The organism is Streptomyces sp. NBC_00045, assembly GCF_045041095.1.
Taxonomy (GTDB): domain Bacteria; phylum Actinomycetota; class Actinomycetes; order Streptomycetales; family Streptomycetaceae; genus Streptomyces.
This window is the reverse complement of sequence record NZ_CP108271.1, coordinates 5788275-5808100: the sequence shown is the minus strand read 5'-3', so window position 1 is coordinate 5808100 and position 19826 is coordinate 5788275. Positions and strand designations below refer to the sequence as shown.

At 72.8% G+C, this 19826-nt stretch carries 14 protein-coding genes; 3 read left to right on the top strand and 11 right to left on the bottom strand.

Going from position 1 to position 19826, the window contains the following annotated elements; all coding sequences use genetic code 11:
* Window positions 1-903 (top strand): aminoglycoside phosphotransferase family protein, encoded by a 903-nt coding sequence (locus OHA65_RS27370; RefSeq protein ID WP_327278838.1) that lies wholly within the window; start codon window positions 1-3, stop codon window positions 901-903.
* Window positions 904-945: 42 nt separating this feature from the next.
* Window positions 946-1887, top strand: a complete 942-nt coding sequence (locus tag OHA65_RS27365) for a slipin family protein (protein ID WP_327278837.1) — start codon at window positions 946-948, stop codon at window positions 1885-1887.
* A gap of 45 nt (window positions 1888-1932) precedes the next feature.
* Here OHA65_RS27365 and OHA65_RS27360 read toward each other — a convergent pair whose 3' ends face one another.
* The 11 genes from OHA65_RS27360 to OHA65_RS27310 form a co-directional block, all read right to left on the bottom strand.
* The gene (locus OHA65_RS27360; RefSeq protein WP_327278836.1) at window positions 1933-3627 is read right to left on the bottom strand and encodes a proline--tRNA ligase; all 1695 of its coding nucleotides are present in this window, start codon (window positions 3625-3627) and stop codon (window positions 1933-1935) included.
* Between the two features lie 42 nt (window positions 3628-3669).
* Window positions 3670-4242 carry a GNAT family N-acetyltransferase gene (locus tag OHA65_RS27355; RefSeq protein ID WP_327278835.1) on the bottom strand — a complete coding sequence of 191 codons (573 nt, stop codon included), beginning with the start codon at window positions 4240-4242 and terminating at the stop codon, window positions 3670-3672.
* 111 nt (window positions 4243-4353) lie between these two features.
* Window positions 4354-5199 carry a GNAT family N-acetyltransferase gene (locus tag OHA65_RS27350; protein WP_327278834.1) on the bottom strand — a complete coding sequence of 282 codons (846 nt, stop codon included), beginning with the start codon at window positions 5197-5199 and terminating at the stop codon, window positions 4354-4356.
* 168 nt (window positions 5200-5367) lie between these two features.
* Entirely contained in the window at window positions 5368-6525 is a 1158-nt protein-coding gene (ispG, locus tag OHA65_RS27345) for a flavodoxin-dependent (E)-4-hydroxy-3-methylbut-2-enyl-diphosphate synthase (RefSeq protein WP_327278833.1), read from the bottom strand.
* Window positions 6526-6699: 174 nt separating this feature from the next.
* Entirely contained in the window at window positions 6700-8001 is a 1302-nt protein-coding gene (locus OHA65_RS27340) for a site-2 protease family protein (protein WP_327278832.1), read from the bottom strand.
* Window positions 7998-9251: a 1-deoxy-D-xylulose-5-phosphate reductoisomerase gene (dxr, locus tag OHA65_RS27335; protein ID WP_328763897.1), complete on the bottom strand. Its 1254-nt coding sequence runs from the start codon at window positions 9249-9251 to the stop codon at window positions 7998-8000. The genes OHA65_RS27340 and dxr overlap by 4 nt, the downstream gene beginning before the upstream one ends.
* Before the next feature lie 21 nt (window positions 9252-9272).
* Window positions 9273-10598: a hypothetical protein gene (locus OHA65_RS27330; RefSeq protein ID WP_405762588.1), complete on the bottom strand. Its 1326-nt coding sequence runs from the start codon at window positions 10596-10598 to the stop codon at window positions 9273-9275.
* A 77-nt stretch (window positions 10599-10675) separates the two neighbouring features.
* The gene (locus tag OHA65_RS27325) at window positions 10676-12619 is read right to left on the bottom strand and encodes an acyl-CoA dehydrogenase family protein (RefSeq protein ID WP_327278829.1); all 1944 of its coding nucleotides are present in this window, start codon (window positions 12617-12619) and stop codon (window positions 10676-10678) included.
* 153 nt (window positions 12620-12772) lie between these two features.
* Window positions 12773-14218, bottom strand: a complete 1446-nt coding sequence (locus OHA65_RS27320; protein ID WP_405762586.1) for an aldehyde dehydrogenase family protein — start codon at window positions 14216-14218, stop codon at window positions 12773-12775.
* A 136-nt stretch (window positions 14219-14354) separates the two neighbouring features.
* Window positions 14355-15935, bottom strand: coding sequence for a PucR family transcriptional regulator (locus OHA65_RS27315; RefSeq protein ID WP_327278827.1), 1581 nt, complete (start codon window positions 15933-15935; stop codon window positions 14355-14357).
* A gap of 123 nt (window positions 15936-16058) precedes the next feature.
* A complete protein-coding gene (locus tag OHA65_RS27310; protein WP_327278826.1) occupies window positions 16059-18170 on the bottom strand; it encodes an ATP-binding protein in 2112 nt (703 codons plus the stop codon).
* Window positions 18171-18416: 246 nt separating this feature from the next.
* Here OHA65_RS27310 and gabT point away from each other — a divergent pair, with 246 nt between their 5' ends.
* Window positions 18417-19763 carry a 4-aminobutyrate--2-oxoglutarate transaminase gene (gene gabT / locus OHA65_RS27305; RefSeq protein WP_327278825.1) on the top strand — a complete coding sequence of 449 codons (1347 nt, stop codon included), beginning with the start codon at window positions 18417-18419 and terminating at the stop codon, window positions 19761-19763.
* Window positions 19764-19826 lie beyond the last annotated feature (63 nt).

Here is a 19826-nt window from a genome sequence, read left to right as displayed (position 1 = left end):
ATGGCTTTCGAACCGCCGCAGCGGCTCGTACGGGCGCTCGGCGAGACGCCGGAATCGGCGCAGAACGCTGACTGGCTGGGGCAGTTGCCCCGGCTCGCCGAGGCGGCGCTGGCCCGGCGTGGAGTGCGGGCCCAGCGGGTGCAGGCACCGGGCGGCCGGAGCAGTCTGGTCGTCCTCGTCCACTACGCCGACGGGACGCCGGCCGCGCTGAAGCTGGCTCCCCCGCAGGCCCGGTCCGACCGGGAGCTGGCCGCGCTGGCGCACTGGGGCGGCTTCGGGGCCGTACGGGTCCTCGACACCCGGCACCACGACGAGGACGGGGCGCTGCTGCTGGAGCGGCTCCACCCGGAGGTGTCCCTGCGCTCGCTCCCGGAGGCGAAGGCACTGCTGGAGGCGTGCGGAACGCTGCGCCGGCTGTGGGTGGCCCCGCCGGCCGGGCACCCGTTCGAGACGGTGGCGCAGCGCACCGCCCAGCAGGCGGAAGCCCTGCGCAAGGCCCCGCCGGAGGCCGCGGCCCTGGCCTCCGCCGCGCTCGCGGTCCGCGAGGAGCTGACGGCCCTGCCCGGCGAGGAGCTGCTGCTGCACGGGAACTTCCGGCAGGGCAAGGTGCTGGCGGGCGAGCGGGCACCGTGGCTGGCGGTGGGGCCGGACCCGCTGATCGGGGACCGCGCCTACGACCTGGCCCGGCTGGTCCGGGACCGGCTGGAGGACCAGGTCGCGTCGTCGGCCGGGGCTGCGGGCGCCAGGCGCCGGGTGAACAAGCTGGCCGACTCCCTGGAGCTGGACCGGGACCGGCTGCGGGGCTGGACGCTGTTCCGGGCGGTGGAGTCCGGGAACCGGGCGCTGGCGGCGGGGCGGCGGCGGGACGCGGAGCTGCTCCTGGAATTCGCGACCTGGTTGTAGGGCATACCGTAGATACGGGTAGGTGCTCCGCAGGAGGCCGTCATGCTCCAGGAACTGCTGACAGCGGGAATCGCGGCAGCCGCGGGCATCGCGGTGTACGCGGGCGTGGCTTCACGGGTCGTCCGACAGTACGAGCGGGGCGTGGTCTTCCGCTTCGGCCGCGTGCGGGAGGGGATCCGCGGGCCGGGCTTCACCATGGTCCTGCCGCTCGTCGACCACCTGCGCAAGGTGAACATGCAGATCGTGACGATGCCGGTGCCCGCGCAGGAGGGCATCACGCGGGACAACGTCACCGTGCGGGTGGACGCGGTCGTGTACTTCAAGGTCGTGGACCCGGCGAACGCGATCATCGAGGTCGAGGACTACCGGTTCGCGGTCTCCCAGATGGCGCAGACCTCACTGCGCTCGATCATCGGCAAGTCCGACCTGGACGACCTGCTGTCCAACCGGGAGCAGCTCAACCAGGGGCTGGAGCTGATGATCGACAGTCCGGCGGTGGGGTGGGGCGTGCAGATCGACCGGGTCGAGATCAAGGACGTCTCGCTGCCCGAGACGATGAAGCGGTCGATGGCGCGGCAGGCCGAGGCGGACCGCGAACGGCGGGCGCGGGTCATCAACGCGGACGCGGAGCTCCAGGCTTCGAAGAAGCTGGCCGAGGCGGCGGCGGTGATGTCGGAGCAGCCGGCGGCGCTCCAACTGCGCCTGCTGCAGACGGTGGTCGCGGTCGCCGCCGAGAAGAACTCGACCCTGGTGCTCCCCTTCCCGGTGGAGCTCCTGCGCTTCCTGGAGCGGGCCGCCCCGGCGCCGGTCGCGGACCCCGTGCCCGGTCGCGCGCCGGCCGCCGCACCCGCCGTGGCGGACCGTGCCCCGGAGCCCGCTCCCCCGCTGGAGGGACCGGCGCAACCCGCCCCGCCCGTGGACGGGGCCGCCCCGGCGGCCGCACCGCCGCCCACCGACGCGGAACAAGGGCCGTCGGCGGCCTAGGAGCACGGGCCGGTGCGGGGCCGGGGCGCGCGGGCGCGGGTCAGGTCAGGTCAGGCGGGCGAGGGCTTCCGCCAGGGGGAGTTCCTCGCGGGTGCCCGTGACGCGGTGCTGGAGTTCGACCACCTCGTCGGCGGACCGGCGGCCCGCCACCAGGATCCAGGGGACCCCGATCAGTTCCGCGTCCGTGAGCTTCACGCCCGGGGACAGGCCCGGCCGGTCGTCCAGCAGGACCCGGAGCCCGGACGACGCCAGGGCCTCGGCCGCACGCTCCGCCAGCGCCAGCGGGACCGCCTTGCCGGCCGCCACCACATGGACGTCCGCCGGGGCCACCGCCGCCGGCCAGGCCAAGCCGCGCTCGTCGGCGGTCTGTTCGGCCAGCGCGGCCACCGCCCGGGAGACGCCGATGCCGTAGGAGCCCATCGTGACCCGCACCGGCTTGCCCTCGCGGCCGAGCACGTCCAGCCCGAAGGCGTCCGCGTACTTGCGGCCCAGCTGGAAGATGTGCCCGATCTCGATCGCGCGGTCCAGCCGGAGCCCGGCGCCGCAGCGCGGGCAGGGGTCGCCGGGCTCGACGACGACCACGTCGAGGTACTGGTCCACCTCGAAGTCCCGCCCGCAGACCACGTTCCGGGCGTGCGTGTCCGGCTTGTTGGCGCCGGTCACCCACGAAGTGCCGGGCGCGACACGGGGGTCGGCCAGGTACCGGACCTTGCCGAGGCCCTGCGGGCCGACGTAGCCGCGCACCAGGTCCGGACGGTCGGTGAAGTCCTCGGCCGTCACCAACTCCACGACGGCCGGGGCGAGGTGCTCGCCGAGCTTGCCGAGGTCCACCTCCCGGTCACCGGGCACGCCCACGGCCGTGATCTCGCCGTCGACCTTCACCAGGAGGTTCTTCAGCGTCGCCGACGCGGGTACGCCCAGGTGCGCTGCGAGGGTCTCGATCGTCGGGGTGTCGGGGGTGTCGACCTCCTCGATCGCGGGGTGCTCGGCGTCCACCGGGGCCAGTGCGAAGGTCACGGCCTCCGTGTTCGCCGCGTAGTCGCACGACGGGCAGTCCACGAAGGTGTCCTCGCCGGCCGCGGCGGGCGCGAGGAACTCCTCCGACGCCGAGCCGCCCATCGCTCCCGACACCGCGGACACGATGCGGTGGTCCAGGCCCAGGCGCTCGAAGATCCGCTGGTAGGCGGCGCGGTGCAGGGCGTACGACTCGGCGAGTCCCTCGTCGCTCACGTCGAAGGAGTAGGAGTCCTTCATCTGGAACTCGCGGCCCCGCAGCACCCCGGAGCGCGGCCTGGCCTCGTCCCGGTACTTGGTCTGGATCTGGTAGAGCATGACCGGAAGATCCTTGTAGGACGTGCACTGGTCCTTCACCACCAGGGTGAAGATCTCCTCGTGGGTGGGGCCGAGCAGGTAGTCCGCGCCCTTGCGGTCCTTGAGCCGGAAGAGCAGGTCACCGTACTCCGACCAGCGCCCGCTGACCTCGTACGGCTCCTTCGGCAGCAGCGCCGGGAGCAGCACCTCCTGGGCCCCGATCGCGTCCATCTCCTCGCGGACGATGCGCGAGACGTTGTCGAGGACCTTCTTGCCGAGCGGCAGCCAGGTCCACACTCCGGCGGAGCTGCGGCGGACGTATCCGGCGCGGACGAGGAGGCGGTGGCTGAGGGTCTCCGCGTCGGCCGGGTCCTCGCGGAGGGTCTTGGCCATGAGGCGGGACATGCGCTGCACGTGTTGCGATGACATGTCGGGAGGCTACCGGGGGCACCCGGTCGCCCGGAAACCGTTTCAGGGCCGGCGCAGCGGCAGCGGGGCCCCCATCACGGCGTACGGGAGGCTCGCGCTCGGGAAGTGCACCTGGCGGGCCAGGTCCGTGTAGCCGAGGGCCCGGTAGAGCCCGCGGGCCGGGCTCTCGGTGTCGATGGCCGAGAGGATCGAGCGGGGCTCCTCGGCGGTGTCGGTGAGCCGGGTGATGAGGGTGCGGCCGACGCCGCGACCCTGGAAGCCGGGGTGGACGTGCAGCTCGGTGATCACGAAGGAACCGTCGAGCCAGCCGTCGTGGCCCGAGGCCCGCAGGTACGGCTCGACGACCGAGGACCACCAGTACGCGCGGTCGTTGGGCATCCCGTACACGAATCCGGCGAGGGCCCCGTCGTCGGTGAACGCGCCGAGCGCGCGGGCTCCGCGGCAGGTCATGTGGCGCTGCACGATGTAGCGCCGGATGCCGACCTCCTCCTCGCTGAGGCCGAAGGCCACGGCCTGCACGCGCAGGGCCTCGTCCACGCGGTCGGCGAGGTCGAGGGGACCGATGCGGAGTCCGGCGGGCCGGGCGGGGCCGTCGCCCTCGGGGGTAGGCAGCATGCCGCGACCTTACTGGGCGGGCCCCCTCCCCGTCCGTACGGCCCCCGTCCCTGCCCGGGACCGGCCATGGCGGTGGTACCTCCCGCCCGGGTGCCGACGGACGCGCTCCGTTCAGAAGAGCACGCTCGTGAACGCGCCGACCTCGCGGAAGCCGACCCGCTTGTAGGCCGCCCGCGCCGCGGTGTTGAAGTCGTTGACGTACAGGCTGACCACGGGCGACACGTCGCGCAGCGCGAAGTCTACGACGGCGGCCATCCCGGTCTCGGAGTGCCCGCGGCCGCGGAACTCGGGGTCGACCCACACGCCCTGGATCTGGCAGGCCCGCGGGGTCGCGGCGCCGATCTCCGCCTTGAAGACGACCTTGCCGTCCTCGATGCGGGCGAAGGAGCGGCCGGTGCCGACCAGCTCGGCGACGCGGGCCTGGTAGAGCAGCCCGCCGTCGCCCGCCATCGGCGAGATGCCGACCTCCTCGGTGAACATGGCCACGCAGGCGGGCATGATCAGGTCCATCTCGTCCTTGCGGATCCGGCGGACGAGCGGGTCGGGGCGCACCTCGGCGGACGACTGCTCGGTGACCATGAGCGGCTGGTGGGAGCGGACGTCGCGGGCGGGTCCCCAGCTGGGCTCCAGCAGCCGCCACAGCAGCCGGGTGGCATCGGCGGGGCCGACGATGGAGGAGCAGCGGCGGCCGGTGCGGCGGGCCCGGTCGGCGAAGGCGCGGACGGCGTCGGAGTCAGCGCAGACGGGGACCAGGTTGGCGCCCGCGTAGCAAAGGGAACGCAGGTGGCCGTCGGTGTAGTAGCCCCACATCTCGCCGCCCAGGCGCCACGGGTCGAGTCCGGCGACCTGGACCCGTGAGGTGACGAAGGCGTTCTCGACCGGCTCGCGTCCGAGGACTTCGAGGGCGGCGTCGAGATCACTGGGCTCAAGGACCCGGGTGGTGGTCTGCGTCAACACTGGGGCCTCACCGTGCAAGTCTGCTGATCTCCGAACTGTACCCGCCGTCACCGGAGGATGCCTGGTCCCACGGGTCACGAAAAAGCCCCGGCCCCGCCCGCGAGCTGCGGGAACGGGGCCGGGGCCGGTGTCTGCGGGGCGCCGGGGCGCCCGGGGTGCGCGGGGTGCTCAGACGCCGATGGCGACGGTGGGCTCGCCGGACATCACGCCGTCCTTCTCCATCTGCTCGGCGATCTTCATCGCCTCTTCGATGAGGGTTTCCACGATCTTCGACTCGGGGACGGTCTTGATGACCTCGCCCTTCACGAAGATCTGGCCCTTGCCGTTGCCGGAGGCGACGCCGAGGTCGGCCTCGCGGGCCTCGCCCGGGCCGTTCACGACGCAGCCCATGACCGCGACGCGCAGCGGGACCTCCATGCCCGTGAGGCCCGCCGTGACCTCCTCGGCCAGCTTGTAGACGTCCACCTGGGCGCGGCCGCAGGACGGGCAGGAGACGATCTCCAGGCGGCGGGGCTTGAGGTTCAGCGACTCCAGGATCTGGAGGCCGACCTTGACCTCCTCGACCGGCGGGGCCGAGAGGGAGACGCGGATGGTGTCGCCGATGCCCTCGGAGAGCAGCGCGCCGAACGCGACGGCGGACTTGATGGTGCCCTGGAAGGCGGGGCCGGCCTCGGTGACACCGAGGTGCAGCGGGTACGTGCACTGGGCGGCGAGCTGGCGGTAGGCGTTGACCATGACGACCGGGTCGTTGTGCTTGACCGAGATCTTGATGTCGCTGAAGCCGTGCTCCTCGAAGAGGGAGGCCTCCCACAGCGCGGACTCGACGAGCGCCTCGGGGGTGGCCTTGCCGTACTTCTTGAGCAGCCGGGCGTCGAGGGAGCCCGCGTTGACGCCGATGCGGATCGGAGTGCGCGCGTCGTTGGCGGCCTTCGCGATCTCCTTGACCTTGTCGTCGAACTGCTTGATGTTGCCCGGGTTCACGCGGACGGCGGCGCAGCCGGCGTCGATGGCGGCGAACACGTACTTGGGCTGGAAGTGGATGTCGGCGATGACCGGGATCTGCGACTTCTTCGCGATGACGGCGAGGGCGTCGGCGTCGTCCTGGGTCGGGCAGGCGACGCGGACGATCTCGCAGCCGGAGGCGGTCAGCTCGGCGATCTGCTGGAGCGTGGCGCCGATGTCGGAGGTACGGGTGGTGGTCATGGACTGCACCGACACGGGTGCGTCGCCACCGACGGCCACCGAGCCGACCTGGATCTTGCGGCTGACCCTGCGGTCGGCAAGCTTCGTCGGCACGGCCGGCATTCCGAGAGAGATGGCAGTCATCTGCTGTGCAACCCCAAGGTGTGGATCAAGGTCCCGAGATCGGCGGGCTCCAGGTTTCGAGATTACGCCAACCACGGGGCGGCCCACGCATCCGAGGGGCCGGAACACCCGAACGTAGGGAGCCGGGCACGAAGCGTGCCCGGCTCCCTACGTTTTTGCGCACATGCGGACGTACTAGGTGATCTTGATCGGGTTCACCACGTCGGCCACGAGTACGAGCAGCGTGAAGCAGACGAACACACCGGCCACCACGTACGCGGCGGGCATCAGCTTCGCCACGTCGAACGGGCCGGGGTCGGGGCGCCGGAAGACGCGCGCCAGATTGCGCCGGACCGACTCCCACAGGGCGCCCGCGATGTGCCCGCCGTCGAGCGGGAGCAGCGGGAGCATGTTGAACAGGAACAGCGAGAGGTTGAAGAACCCGACGAGCTGGAGGAAGAACACCAGCCGCTGCTCGGCCGGGATGTCCAGGGTGGCGATCTCGCCGCTGATCCGGGCCGCGCCGACGATGCCCATCGGGGAGTCGGGCTCGCGCTCGGCTCCGCTGAAGGCCGCGTTCCACAGGGCCGGGATCTTGGCGGGGAGCTTGAGCAGCCCCTCGACGCTGTTGTCGACGACCTCGCCCATGTGGTCCACGGACTGGCCGAAGGTCAGCGGGGCGATCTCGTTCCTGGGGCTGAAGCCGAGCCAGCCGGCCGTCACGTACTCGCCCTTGACGTACCCGCCGTGGCCGTCGGTCTTGGCGACCTTGTTCTCGATCAGTTTGACGGGGAGCGTCTGCTGCTGCCCGGCACGGACGACCGTGACCGTGGCGGGGCCGACGGTGTCGCGGATCTGCTTCTGCAGGGCGGCCCAGTCGGCGATCTTGCGGCCGTTGAACGCTACGATCCGGTCGCCCTCCTGGAGGCCGGCGGCCTTGGCCGGGGCGACCGGGTCGCCGGCCTTGCAGACCTCGCGCTTCTCGCTCTGCTGGATGACGCACGGCGAGACGGTGGCGACCTGCGTGGTCGTCTGGTTGATGCCGAAGCTCATCCAGACGCTGAAGAAGACCGCCAGGGCCAGCACCAGGTTCATGAACGGGCCGGCGAACATCACGATCACGCGCTTCCACGGCCTGCGCGTGTAGAACAGCCGCGTCTCGTCGCCGGGCTGGAGCTCCTCGTACGCCGCCGAGCGCGCGTCCTCGATCATCGATCGGAACGGCGAGGTCGACCGGGCGGTCACCTTGCCGTCCTCGCCGGGCGGGAACATCCCGATCATGCGGATGTAGCCGCCCATCGGGATGGCCTTGATGCCGTACTCGGTGTCCCCCTTGTGCCGCGACCAGATGGTCGGGCCGAAGCCGACCATGTACTGGGGCACGCGGATCCCGAAGAGCTTGGCCGTGGAGAGGTGGCCGAGCTCGTGCCAGGCGATCGAGACGAGCAGCCCGAATACGAAGATGAGTATTCCGAGCACCGTCATGAGTGCTGTCATGCGCGCGCCTCCACGGCGGCCCGGGCCGCCATCTCCTGTGCCCGGGCCCTGGCCCAGGTCTCCGCTTCGAGGACGTCCGCGACGGTCAGGGAAGTTCCCGCGTCCGGCGTTCCGTGCTCATCGACCACGGCAGAGACCGTATCCATGATTGCTGTGAACGGCAGCCGACCGGCCAGGAACGCCTCGACGCACTCCTCGTTCGCCGCATTGAACACGGCGGGGGCGGTGGAGCCCACCGTGCCCACGTGCCGGGCCAGTCCCACCGACGGGAAGGCCTCGGTGTCCAGGGGGAAGAACTCCCAGGTCGACGCCTTGCTCCAGTCGAAGGCGGGCGCCGCGTCGGGGACGCGCTCGGGCCAGCCGAGGCCGATCGCGATCGGTCCGCGCATGTCCGGCGGGGTGGCCTGGGCGAGCGTGGAGCCGTCGGAAAACTCCACCATCGAGTGGACGTACGACTGCGGATGGACCACGACCTCGATGCGGTCGAAGGGGATGTCGTACAGCAGGTGCGCCTCGATGACCTCCAGCCCCTTGTTGACCAGGGTCGCCGAGTTGATGGTGATCACCGGGCCCATCGCCCAGGTGGGGTGCGCGAGGGCGTCCTTGACGGTGACTCCGGCCAGCTCGGCGCGGGTGCGGCCGCGGAAGGGCCCGCCGGAGGCGGTGACCACGAGCTTGCGGACATCGGCGCGGGTGCCTGCGGCGAGCGCCTGGAAGAGGGCCGCGTGCTCGGAGTCGACCGGGATGATCTGGCCGGGCTTCGCGAGGGCCTTGACCAGCGGGCCGCCGACGATCAGCGACTCCTTGTTGGCCAGGGCGAGGGTCCGGCCGGCCCGCAGTGCGGCGAGGGTGGGCGCGAGGCCGATGGACCCGGTGATGCCGTTGAGGACGGTGTGGCACTCCGAGGCGGCGAGCTCGGTCGCCGCGTCGGGCCCGGCCAGGATCTCGGGCAGCGGCTCGGAGGCGCCGTACTGGGCGTTCAACGCCTCCTTCAGGGCCGGTACGACGTCCTCGCGGGCGACGGCCACGGTGTTGACCCGCAACTGCCGGGCCTGCTCGGCCAGCAGCCCGACGCGCCCGCCGGCGGCGGAGAGCGCGGTCACCCGGAACCGGTCCGGGTTGCGCAGGGCGAGGTCGATGGCCTGGGTCCCGATGGACCCGGTGGACCCGAGGATGACGATGTCCCGCCGGCCGGCCGCGGGGTCGAAGAGGAGGTGCGGATCGGCGAGGGGGGCTGGGCGGTCGCTCATGCCCCCCATTGTTGCCGCAACTCAGACACGGTTGGACACGGAGTCCCCTTGAACGACGCCGGCGAGCAGTTCGGGCAGCGTCCCGGCGAAGTCGGGCAGTGCGGTGGCGGCTCGCCACCAGGCTTCGGCGTCACCGGCGAGGGCCGCGGCGAAGAGCCGGTCGGCCTCGGCCCGTGCGGCCAGCACCGCCTCGGGCCGGTCGTGGCGGTCGGGGTGGTCCACCTCGCCCAGCCAGTGGCCCTCGTCCAGGGCCCATGCGGCGGGGGCCTTGTACCGGATCACGTCGGCGCCGGCCAGGACGCCGCCGTCGAGGCAGGCACGGACCCACCGGACGTCCTCGCGCAGATCGCCCATGGCGTTGGGCACCCCGAGGCTCGCGAGGGCCAGCTCGCGGTTCACGCTGTCGTCGGGCTCCCGCGCGGCTCCGGGGGCTAGGGCGTCCACGGCCGCGGCGAGCCCCGGTATCGGCCCCGGCGGCTGTGCGGGCGGCGCCGCCCCGGCGGCCACCGCGGCCGCCAGCTCGGGCAGGGTGCCGGTGAACCCGGGGGCGTGGCGCATCAGCTCCGCCCACAGCCGGGGGTCGTCGCCGAGCGCCGGGCGCAGCACCCGCAGCAGGGCGGAGCACATTCCGGCCCGCTCGGCCAGGTTCCAGCCGAGGCTGCCGGCGGCGTGGGCCTGCCCGAGGAGCAGGGTCCGGTGGGCCGGGGCGACGGCCGTGGCGAGCTCGTCGAAGGTCAGGGAGCCGCTGCGGACGGCGCGGACCGCCGGCCGGTGCCACCCGCGGCCGTACGAGGCCTGCGCGCGGGTGTCGAGCAGTGCGAGCCGGGCATGCCGGTCCAGGTCGGCGACCAGCAGCAGGGCCTCCACGGAGCCGGGCGGCAGCGGGGCGCGGGCGTGCTCGCGCAGCAGGGTCCGCGGATCGGGGTCGTACGGGAGGGCCAGCACGTCGAGCGGTATCCGCGGGCGGCGGCTGCCGTGCAGGCGCAGCAGCCGGACGAGTTCCTCCCCGCTCAGCGGCGTTCCGTCGAGCGGACGGCCGAGCTCGGCGGCCAAGGTGGCCAGCAGCTCGGGCGAGGGTCCGGGGCGGGCCGCGTACCGGGCGGGGCCGGGCAGCCCCGGCAGGGGGCGGCCGAGCACGTGCGGGCTGCGGGCGATGGTGCGGCGGTCCTCGTCGGTGCCCTCGCGCAGCAACAGCGTGACGGCGGAGGCCGGCAGGTACTCGTCCCGGCACAGGTACCGGCGGGTGGGCGCGTCGAGGCGCCGCAGGACGTGGGAGGCGACGGCGTCCGGTGCGTGGCGCAGCAGGAGCGCCACGCACCAGGCGAGCCGTCGGCTCTCCCTGTCCACGTTCACATGCATCCGCTTCCCCGGGTTCCCTGTCGCCAGTGTCGTACGCCTGACGGGCACCCGGCGATGATCGCAGGTCAGCGGATGGGGCGGTGCACGTTCTTCCGGGTGGACGGGCCGGGGGTGGCGTCCGCGATCCAGGGGCCGTCGCCGGAGGGGTCGAGCACGCCCTCCTCAAGCCAGGTGTAGGTGCCGGAGAGCACGCCGGCGACGACCTTGCCGTCCAGGTCGTCGGTGTTGGACCAGAGCCGGCCGAAGAGCTCCTCGACGCGGATGCGGGACTGCCGGCAGAACGCGTCGGCCAGCTGGTAGGCCTCCCGGCCGTGGTCGCCGGAGGCGCGCATGTGCTCGGCGCGCACGCAGGCCGCGCTCATCGCGAACAGCTCGGCACCGATGTCGACGATCCGGCCGAGGAAGCCCTGCTTGGTCTCCATCCGGCCCTGCCAGCGGGACATGGCGTAGAAGGTGGACCGGGCGAGTTTGCGGGCGCAGCGCTCGACGTAGCGCAGGTGGCCCGAGAGGTCGGTGTGGCCGCCCGGGTGGAACGCGCGGTACGTGCCGGGCACGTGGCCGGGGCCGGTGGCGAGCTTGGGCAGCCAGCGGGCGTAGAAGCCGGCGGCGCGGGCTCCGGCCTTCGCCTTGTCGCCGAGGGCCTTCTCGGGGTCGATGAGGTCGCCGGCGACCGACAGGTGGGCGTCGACGGCCTCGCGGGCGATCAGCAGGTGCATGATCTCGGTGGAGCCCTCGAAGATCCGGTTGATGCGCAGGTCGCGCAGCATCTGCTCGGCGGGGACGGCGCGCTCGCCGCGGGCGGCGAGGGACTCGGCGGTCTCGAAGCCGCGGCCGCCGCGGATCTGGACGAGCTCGTCGGCCATCAGGCAGGCCATCTCGCTGCCGTAGAGCTTGGCGAGGGCGGCCTCGATGCGGATGTCGTTGCGGTCCTCGTCGGCCATCTGGGAGGCGAGGTCGACGACCGCTTCGAGGGCGAAGGTCGTGGCGGCGATGAAGGAGATCTTGGCGCCGACGGCCTCGTGCCGGGCGACCGGGCGGCCCCACTGCTCGCGGACGCCGGACCATTCGCGGGCGATCTTCAGGCACCACTTCCCGGCGCCGACGCACATGGCGGGCAGGGACAGCCGGCCGGTGTTCAGGGTGGTCAACGCGATCTTGAGGCCGGCGCCCTCGGCGCCGATGCGCTGCGATGCCGGGACCCTGACCTGGTGGAAGCGGGTGACGCCGTTCTCCAGGCCGCGCAGGCCCATGAAGGCGTTGCGGTGCTCGACGGTGATCCCGGGCGAGTCCGCCTCGACGACGAAGGCGGTGATCCCGCCGCGGTGGTTCTCCGACTTCGGCACCCGGGCCATCACCACCAGCAGGTCCGCGACGACCCCGTTGGTGGTCCAGAGCTTCACCCCGTCGAGGACGTAGGCGTCCTCGCCGTCGGGGACCGCGGTGGTGGCGAGGCGCGCCGGGTCGGAGCCGACGTCCGGTTCGGTGAGCAGGAAGGCGCTGATCGCGGTGGTCGCGCAGCGCGGCAGGAAGGTCTCCTTCTGCTCCTGCGTGCCGAACATCTTCAGCGGCTGCGGGACTCCGATGGACTGGTGCGCGGAGAGCAGGGCCCCGATGGCGGGGCTGACCGACCCGACGAGGGCCAGCGCCTTGTTGTAGTAAACCTGGGTGAGGCCCAGGCCCCCGTACTTGGGGTCGATCTTCATGCCGAGGGCGCCGAGCTCCTTGAGCCCGCGCACGGTCTCGTCGGGGATCCGCGCTTCGCGCTCGATCCGCGCACCGTCGATCTCGGTCTCGCAGAACGCCCGGAGCCGGGCCAAGAACGCCTCGCCGCGCCGGACGTCCTCGTCCGCCGGCATCGGGTGCGGGTGGATCAGGTCGAGCCGGAAGTGCCCCAGGAACAGTTCCTTGGCGAAGCTGGGCTTGCGCCAGTCCTGTTCCCGGGCCGCTTCCGCGACCTGCCGTGCCTCGCGCTCGGTCACCTTGGGCTGTACGGGCTGTGTTGCGGACATGAGGGGGCTCACCTCGCCGCCGGAGTCGGTGGTACCGGCCTACTGGCCGGTGCTACCTGTGAGTCGTACCCAATCCGTGCCCGCGGGAAAAGGGGGACGGCCGGAGCCCCCGCACAGTGGGCTCCGGCCGTCGGCTTTTTGGCCGTACGAAAATCAGATGTCGAGGCCGGTCAGGACCAGGACTCGCTCGTACGTGTAGTCGTCCATCGCATAGCGGACACCCTCACGGCCCACACCCGACTGCTTGACGCCGCCGTACGGCATCTGGTCGGCGCGGTAGGACGGCGCGTCGCCGACGATCACACCGCCGACCTCAAGCTCGCGGTGGGCGCGGAACGCGGTCTGGATGTTCCGGGTGAAGACGCCGGTCTGCAGGCCGAACTTCGAGTCGTTGACGGCGGCGAAGGCCTCGTCGGTGTTCTCGACCTTGAGCAGGGTGAGGACCGGTCCGAAGACCTCCTCGACGGCGAGGGTGGAGTCGGCGGGCAGGTCCGCGAGGACGGTCGGCTCGTACGAGGCACCCTCGCGCTTGCCGCCGGTCAGCAGCTTCGCTCCGGCCGAGACGGCCTCGTCGACCCAGGACTCGACCCGCTTGGCGGCGTCCTCGGAGACGAGGGGGCCGACGTCGGTGGCGGAGTCGGACGGGTCGCCGGTGACCTGGGCCTGGACCTTCGCGACGACCTTCTCGACGAGGCGGTCGTAGACGGAGGCGTCGGCGATCACGCGCTGCACGGAGATGCAGGACTGGCCGGCCTGGTAGTTCGAGAAGGTCGCGATACGGGTCGCGGCCCAGTCGAGGTCGGCCTCGGAGGACCAGTCGTCCAGGACCACGGCGGCGGCGTTGCCGCCGAGCTCCAGGGTGCAGTGCTTGTGGGGCACCGACTGCTGGATGGCGTAGCCGACCTTGTCGGAGCCGGTGAAGGAGATGACGGGCAGGCGCTCGTCCTTCACCAGGGCCGGCATCTTGTCGTTGGCGACCGGCAGGACCGACCAGGAACCGGCCGGGAGGTCGGTCTCGGCGAGCAGCTCACCCAGGATCAGGCCGGAGAGCGGGGTGGCCGGGGCCGGCTTCAGGATGATCGGGGCGCCGACGGCGATGGCGGGGGCCACCTTGTGGGCGCACAGGTTCAGCGGGAAGTTGAACGGCGCGATGCCGAGGACCGGGCCCTTGACGAAGCGGCGGGTCAGGGCCAGACGGCCGACGCCACCGGCGTCGGTGTCGAGGCGCTGGGCCTCTCCGCCGTTGAAGCGGCGGGCCTCTTCGGCGGCGAAACGGAACACGGACACCGCACGGCCGACCTCACCGCGGGCCCACTTGATGGGCTTGCCGTTCTCGGCGGAGATCAGCTGGGCGATCTCCTCGGTGCGCTCGGCGAGCCGCTTGGACACGTGGTCGAGGGCGGCGGCGCGAACGTGGGCGGGAGTCGCGGAGAACTCGGCCGTCACGGCGTACGCCGCGGCCACGGCCTCTTCGACCTGGGCGTCGGTGGGCACGCTGACGGTGCCTACCAGTCGGCCGTCCCACGGGGAGTGGACGTCGAAGCTGTCCTCGCCGGTGGCCTGGCGGCCGGCGAGCCAGAAGGCGTGGGTGGAAGTCATGCGAATCCCGGCCCTTCGGATGTGTGCGGGTCCTTGTCCCCTCCACCGTAGGACTCCGGCCCGGATTCGGCGTTTATCCGGGTTGGAGTGTGCGGGGCCGGCCCCGCGCCGCTTTGTCACTGTCGCGGCCGCGGGGCTATGCCGCGGGCGGGCTGACCTTCAGGGCGAGCCACAGCTCCATGCGGACGTCCGGGTCGTCCAGGGAGCGGCCCAGGATCTCCTCCACCCTGCGCATCCGGTAGCGCAGCGTGTGCCGGTGCACCCCCAGGTCGGCCGCCGCCGCGTCCCACTGCCCGTGCCGCGACAGCCACGCCTGCAGGGAGGCCACCAGATCGCCGCGACCCTTCTCGTCGTGCTCGCGCAGCGCCCGCAGCGTGCCGTCCGCGAAGGCCCGCACCGCGTCGTCCGCCAGCAGCGGGAGCACCGACCCCGCCGCCAGGTCCTCGTGCTCCACCATCGGCCGGCCCCGCCGCCGGGCCACCGCCAGCGCCTGGTCGGCCTGCTTGAACGCCGCCGCCACCGCCGAAGCCGCCGCCGGAGCGGACAGGCCGACCACCAGCTCGTCCGGCTCCGGACCCGTCGCATCCCGCCCGCGCCGCGACTCCAGCAGCTCCGCGTGGTCCGCGCAGGCCTGTACCGCCGCACCTCCGTCGGCAGCCAGCACCACCAGCCGGCCGGGCTCCGGCACCACCAGCAGCGCCTCCCCGGCCCGGGCGGCCGCCGACTCCACGGCGTCGGCCAGCAGTGCCAGCCCCTCCGGCTGCGCGGTCCCCGACAGCGCCGGCTCCGCCACGATCAGCCGGAACGGCGCCTCCAGCAGTGCCCCGTACAGGTCACCGGCCACCGCCCGGGCGTGCTCGGCCTCCCCGTCCAGCAGCATCCGCAGCACCGCCGCGCCCAGCCGGGACTCTGCGTCGTGCAGCGACCTCGACCGCTCCGTGGTCAGGGTCAGCAGTGCCACCGCCGAGTGCACGGCGTACCGTTCGGCGGTGCCCAGCGGGGCCCCCGTGCCGACGGCCAGCGCACCGCGGGCCCGCCGGCCCGTCCCCAGCGACTGGAGCTCGACGCGGTCCTCCGACCCGCCCACCACCGCGCTCGCCGGCGCCGGCCGCTCCCGCAGCCGCTCCACGTCCGGGGTCAGCCGGGCGGCCCGCCGCGCGGCCCATTCGGGGGCGGCCGCGACCACCGCGCCCGAGGTGTCGTACAGGGCCGCCCAGCCGTGTACGTGCGCCGCCAGCTTCGCCAGCAGCTCGGCCGGCCCGTCGGCGGACAGCGCGGCCCGGGTCAGCTCCCGCTGCGCCTCGAAGCCGGCGGTCACCGCGCGGTACTGGTCTGCGGCGAGCGCCGCGGAGACGGCCTTGCTGATCGCGAGGAACGGGGTCCGGCGCGGCACCTCCAACAGGGGAAGGTCCTCGGCCCGGGCGGCGTCGACGAGCGCCTGCGGGACGGCCTCGTAGTTCACGCCGACCGCGAACCCGATGCCGACGACACCGGCCGCGTCGAGGCGGCGGACGTACCGGCGCATCTCCTGCGGGTCCTCGGCGTCCACCTTCATCGCGGTGATCAGGAGCAGTTCTCCGCCCTCCATATAGGGGACGGGGTCGGCGAGCTCGCTGACGTGGGCCCAGCGCACGGGGGTGTCGAGGCGGCCCTCCCCCGCCCGGACGCTGAGTTTGAGCGCCGAGTGCTGGACGAGCGAGGCGAGGGTGAGCGGCATCGGGTACCAGGGGCCTTAAAGGAAGGGAGGGGAGGGACGCGGCAAAGAGGAAACGACGCGGCCGGAATTTCGCCTTGTCGTATGAACGGCTCCCCTCGATTCTGCCACCTCGTACGGGTCGGCTCAGCCCGTCGCGGCCAGCCGGACCAGCAGCGGAGCCGCCCGCTCGCCACGGACGGAGGTCAGCGAGAGGACCGCGTGGCCCGGCGGCACGGCGTGCGCCAGCTCCGAGGCCGACCACCTCTCCCGCTCCACCTGCCGTACGGTCACCGCGTCCGTGGTGACGGCCTTGCCGGTGACGAGCTTGCGGAAGGCGTGGATGGCCCGGGTGAGCGGCTGGTCGGCGAAGACGGTCCGGTGGGTGACGTCCCGCGTCTCCACCCACTCGGTGCCCCAGGCCTCGGCGAAGCGCTTGCCGTCCCAGGTGGTGACCCCGGAGAAGGCCATCCGGCAGCCGACCGCCCCCAGCAGCGGGGTGCGCAGCGCCTCCGGTACGTCGTCCAGCGTGCGCAGCGTCAGCAGGACGCCCGCGTTCGCCGAGCGCAGCCGTTGCAGGCCCCGCACCGTCTGCTGGGTCAGGGTGTGCGAGGCGTCGTCGAAGGCGAGGAACGCGAACAGCGACTGGTCGGCGCGCGCCGCGGCGGAGGCGTTGAACTGCGCGAGCAGCAGCCGGGCCAGGATGCGGGAGGCGTCGGCGTGTCCGCGCTCGGGCAGGTCGATGCGGACGCGCAGCGGATGCTCCAACGCCCGCAGCGAAAAGGGCCGCCCCTGCCCGGTGGTGTCGAAGAAGCCGGCGAACGCGGGCCGGTCGAGCAGGGCGACCCGGTCGGCGAGCGCCGGCCCCGGGTCGCCTGCGCTGCCGTACTGCCGCATCCGGGCGTCGAGTTCGCGGAGCATCACCTGCTGCCCGGCGTCTTCGAGTGCGGTGCGCAGCTCGCCGAGGGCCTCGGGCACCTGGTCGAGCAGTTCGCGCAGCTCGGGCACGGCGGGGAAGCGTCCGTACGCCGTCCGGAACGGGCCGAGCAGCTGGGCGAGGGCGGTCGCCGCCCGGCGCACCTCCAGGCCGGGGACGTCGCCGACGAAGGCCTCGGCGAGCAGGGTGGCCGCCTCGTCGGCGTCGGTGGTGCCGCCGTACAGGTCGAGGTCGTAGACGGAGTCGGGGTCGCCGACGCGGACCACGACGTCGTACGCGTCGTCCGGCCCGAGCCGGCTCCCGGCCGAGGCGACGGCGATGACGGCGGCCTGTCCGGCCAGCGCCTGGAGGGCGAGCGATTCGACGACGGGCCGGACCAGCTGCCGGGTCTTGCCCGCGCCGGAGGGGCCGACGGCGAGGAGGGAGGTGCCGAGCACGCCGGGGTCGAGGGCGAGGCGGGTACCGCGCCGGCCGTACGGGTTGCGCTCGCTGTCCTCGACCGTGCCGAGCAGCACCTGGCGGGCGAGCAGATCGTGCCGCGCGGCCCGGACGGGCAGGTCACGGGCTCCGGAAGGGTGGACGCAGGCGCCCGCGCCCTTGTCGCGCACGGAGTCGGCGAAGGCTGCGGCCCGTGCGGGTTCGGCGCGTACGGACTCCCAGGCGCGCCGGATGCGCGCGTAGTCCACGTCGTTCATCCGCCCGGCCCCGGCTTCGGCCCCGAGCCGGTCGGCCGTCTCCCCGAGCCCGGCCCCGCGCACCTGCGGCCACGTGACGGGGTCGTCGGGGCCGCCTTCCTCGGGGCGGGCCGGAACGGCGGCCTGCACGGCTTGCACGGCTCGGCTGCGGAGCATCCGGCGGGCCAGTTCGGGCCAGCGGCCGAGCCGCCCGAAGCCGACCACCAGCGCGGCGATGACCAGCCCGTACCAGATGTAGGAGGCCACCACGGAGGGCAGCGTCCCGGCCCAGGAGTCGGGCGTGAACATGTAGAGGGGCCAGAGCCAGAAGCCGCCCAGGTAGCCGTTCCACAGCAGGGACCACAGCAGCAGCCCGGCCAGCAGGGCGATCAGCGCACCGCTGATCAGCTGCCGGGTGGGGGTCCGCTCGGGCTCCTCGGCGGCGCGCGGCACGTGCCCGTACGTCCACACGCCGGGCCCGTCGGAGCTGCGCGGGGTGCGCAGCCAGTCGGCGAGGGTCGGGCCGGTACCGGCCGGGGCGTGGGCGGGCTTCGGAGGGAGGCCGGGCGGCGGGCCGGCGGGCCGCGGAACGCGCCCGGCGCGCTGCGGCCGCTTCTCGTCCGTGCCGTACGTGCCGTCGGTGTCCATGAAACCCCTGCCCCCTGCCGTGCCTGCGCTGCGTCGCTCAATGTAGTTGCCCGGAGGCGGCCGCGGGCCCGTACGGGCCCATGCCTCCGCAGCGTCCACAAGACAGCCGGCCCGTCCTTCCTATGGCCGTCACGGACAAGGACACGCGGGGACCACTCCCGAACGGAGCATGCCGTACCCCCTCCCCCGGGCCTAGCCTGCGGACAAAGACACAAGTGCGTCCGAAAACACCCCCAGGAGCCCCCTATGACCGCTGTTCCGCAGGAGCGCAAGATCGTCACCGCGATCCCCGGCCCCAAGTCGCAGGAGCTGCAGGCCCGCCGTCTGCAGACGGTGGCCGGCGGCGTGGGCTCCGTGCTCCCCGTCTTCACGGCCCGCGCGGGCGGCGGCATCATCGAGGACGTCGACGGCAACCGCCTGATCGACTTCGGTTCCGGCATCGCCGTGACCTCCGTCGGCGCCTCCGCCGAGGCCGTCGTGCGCCGCGCCTCCGCGCAGCTCGCGGACTTCACCCACACCTGCTTCATGGTCACGCCGTACGAGGGCTACGTCGAGGTCTGCGAGGCCCTCGCCGAGCTGACCCCCGGTGACCACGCGAAGAAGTCGGCGCTGTTCAACTCCGGTGCCGAGGCCGTCGAGAACGCCGTCAAGATCGCCCGTGCGTACACCAAGCGCCAGGCCGTCGTCGTCTTCGACCACGGCTACCACGGCCGTACGAACCTCACGATGGCCCTGACCGCGAAGAACATGCCGTACAAGAACGGCTTCGGCCCGTTCGCCCCCGAGGTCTACCGCGTCCCGGTCGCCTACGGCTACCGCTGGCCCACCGGCGCCGAGAACTGCGGCCCCGAGGCCGCCGCCCAGGCGATCGACCAGATCACCAAGCAGATCGGCGCCGACAACGTCGCCGCCATCATCATCGAGCCGGTGCTCGGCGAGGGCGGCTTCATCGAGCCGGCCAAGGGCTTCCTCCCGGCGATCGTGAAGTTCGCCAACGAGAACGGCATCGTCTTCGTCGCCGACGAGATCCAGTCCGGCTTCTGCCGCACCGGCCAGTGGTTCGCGTGTGAGGACGAGGGCATCGTCCCGGACCTGATCACCACCGCCAAGGGCATCGCGGGCGGTCTGCCGCTCGCCGCCGTGACGGGTCGCGCCGAGATCATGGACGCCGCGCACGCGGGCGGCCTGGGCGGCACCTACGGCGGCAACCCGGTGGCCTGCGCCGGTGCGCTGGGCTCCATCGAGACCATGAAGGAGCTCGACCTCAACGCCAAGGCGAAGCAGATCGAGTCGCTCATGAAGGCCCGCCTGACGGCCATGCAGGAGAAGTACGACATCATCGGCGACATCCGCGGCCGCGGCGCCATGATTGCGATCGAGCTGGTCAAGGACCCCGCGTCCAAGACCCCGTTCCCGGAGGCGGCCGGCGCGCTCGCCAAGGCCTGCCACGCCGAGGGCCTGCTCGTCCTCACCTGTGGCACCTACGGCAACGTGCTCCGCTTCCTCCCGCCGATCGTCATCGGCGAGGACCTGCTGAACGAGGGCCTGGACCTCATCGAGGCGGCGTTCGCGGCCATCGGTACGGACGTCTGAGCGACTCACCGAACGCAGGAGCCCGCCAGTACCGCCGGTAACGGGCGGGCGCTGTGAAGAAGA

What these genes read in the sequence shown, in the direction of transcription:
- OHA65_RS27360 (WP_327278836.1), bottom strand. Translation starts at nt 3,627, where the DNA reads ATGTCATCGCAACACGTGCAGCGCATGTCCCGCCTCATGGCCAAGACC.
- OHA65_RS27365 (WP_327278837.1), top strand. Translation starts at nt 946, where the DNA reads ATGCTCCAGGAACTGCTGACAGCGGGAATCGCGGCAGCCGCGGGCATC.
- gabT (WP_327278825.1), top strand. Translation starts at nt 18,417, where the DNA reads ATGACCGCTGTTCCGCAGGAGCGCAAGATCGTCACCGCGATCCCCGGC.
- OHA65_RS27310 (WP_327278826.1), bottom strand. Translation starts at nt 18,170, where the DNA reads ATGGACACCGACGGCACGTACGGCACGGACGAGAAGCGGCCGCAGCGC.
- OHA65_RS27325 (WP_327278829.1), bottom strand. Translation starts at nt 12,619, where the DNA reads ATGTCCGCAACACAGCCCGTACAGCCCAAGGTGACCGAGCGCGAGGCA.
- dxr (WP_328763897.1), bottom strand. Translation starts at nt 9,251, where the DNA reads ATGAGCGACCGCCCAGCCCCCCTCGCCGATCCGCACCTCCTCTTCGAC.
- OHA65_RS27340 (WP_327278832.1), bottom strand. Translation starts at nt 8,001, where the DNA reads ATGACAGCACTCATGACGGTGCTCGGAATACTCATCTTCGTATTCGGG.
- OHA65_RS27370 (WP_327278838.1), top strand. Translation starts at nt 1, where the DNA reads ATGGCTTTCGAACCGCCGCAGCGGCTCGTACGGGCGCTCGGCGAGACG.
- ispG (WP_327278833.1), bottom strand. Translation starts at nt 6,525, where the DNA reads ATGACTGCCATCTCTCTCGGAATGCCGGCCGTGCCGACGAAGCTTGCC.
- OHA65_RS27315 (WP_327278827.1), bottom strand. Translation starts at nt 15,935, where the DNA reads ATGCCGCTCACCCTCGCCTCGCTCGTCCAGCACTCGGCGCTCAAACTC.
- OHA65_RS27355 (WP_327278835.1), bottom strand. Translation starts at nt 4,242, where the DNA reads ATGCTGCCTACCCCCGAGGGCGACGGCCCCGCCCGGCCCGCCGGACTC.
- OHA65_RS27320 (WP_405762586.1), bottom strand. Translation starts at nt 14,218, where the DNA reads ATGACTTCCACCCACGCCTTCTGGCTCGCCGGCCGCCAGGCCACCGGC.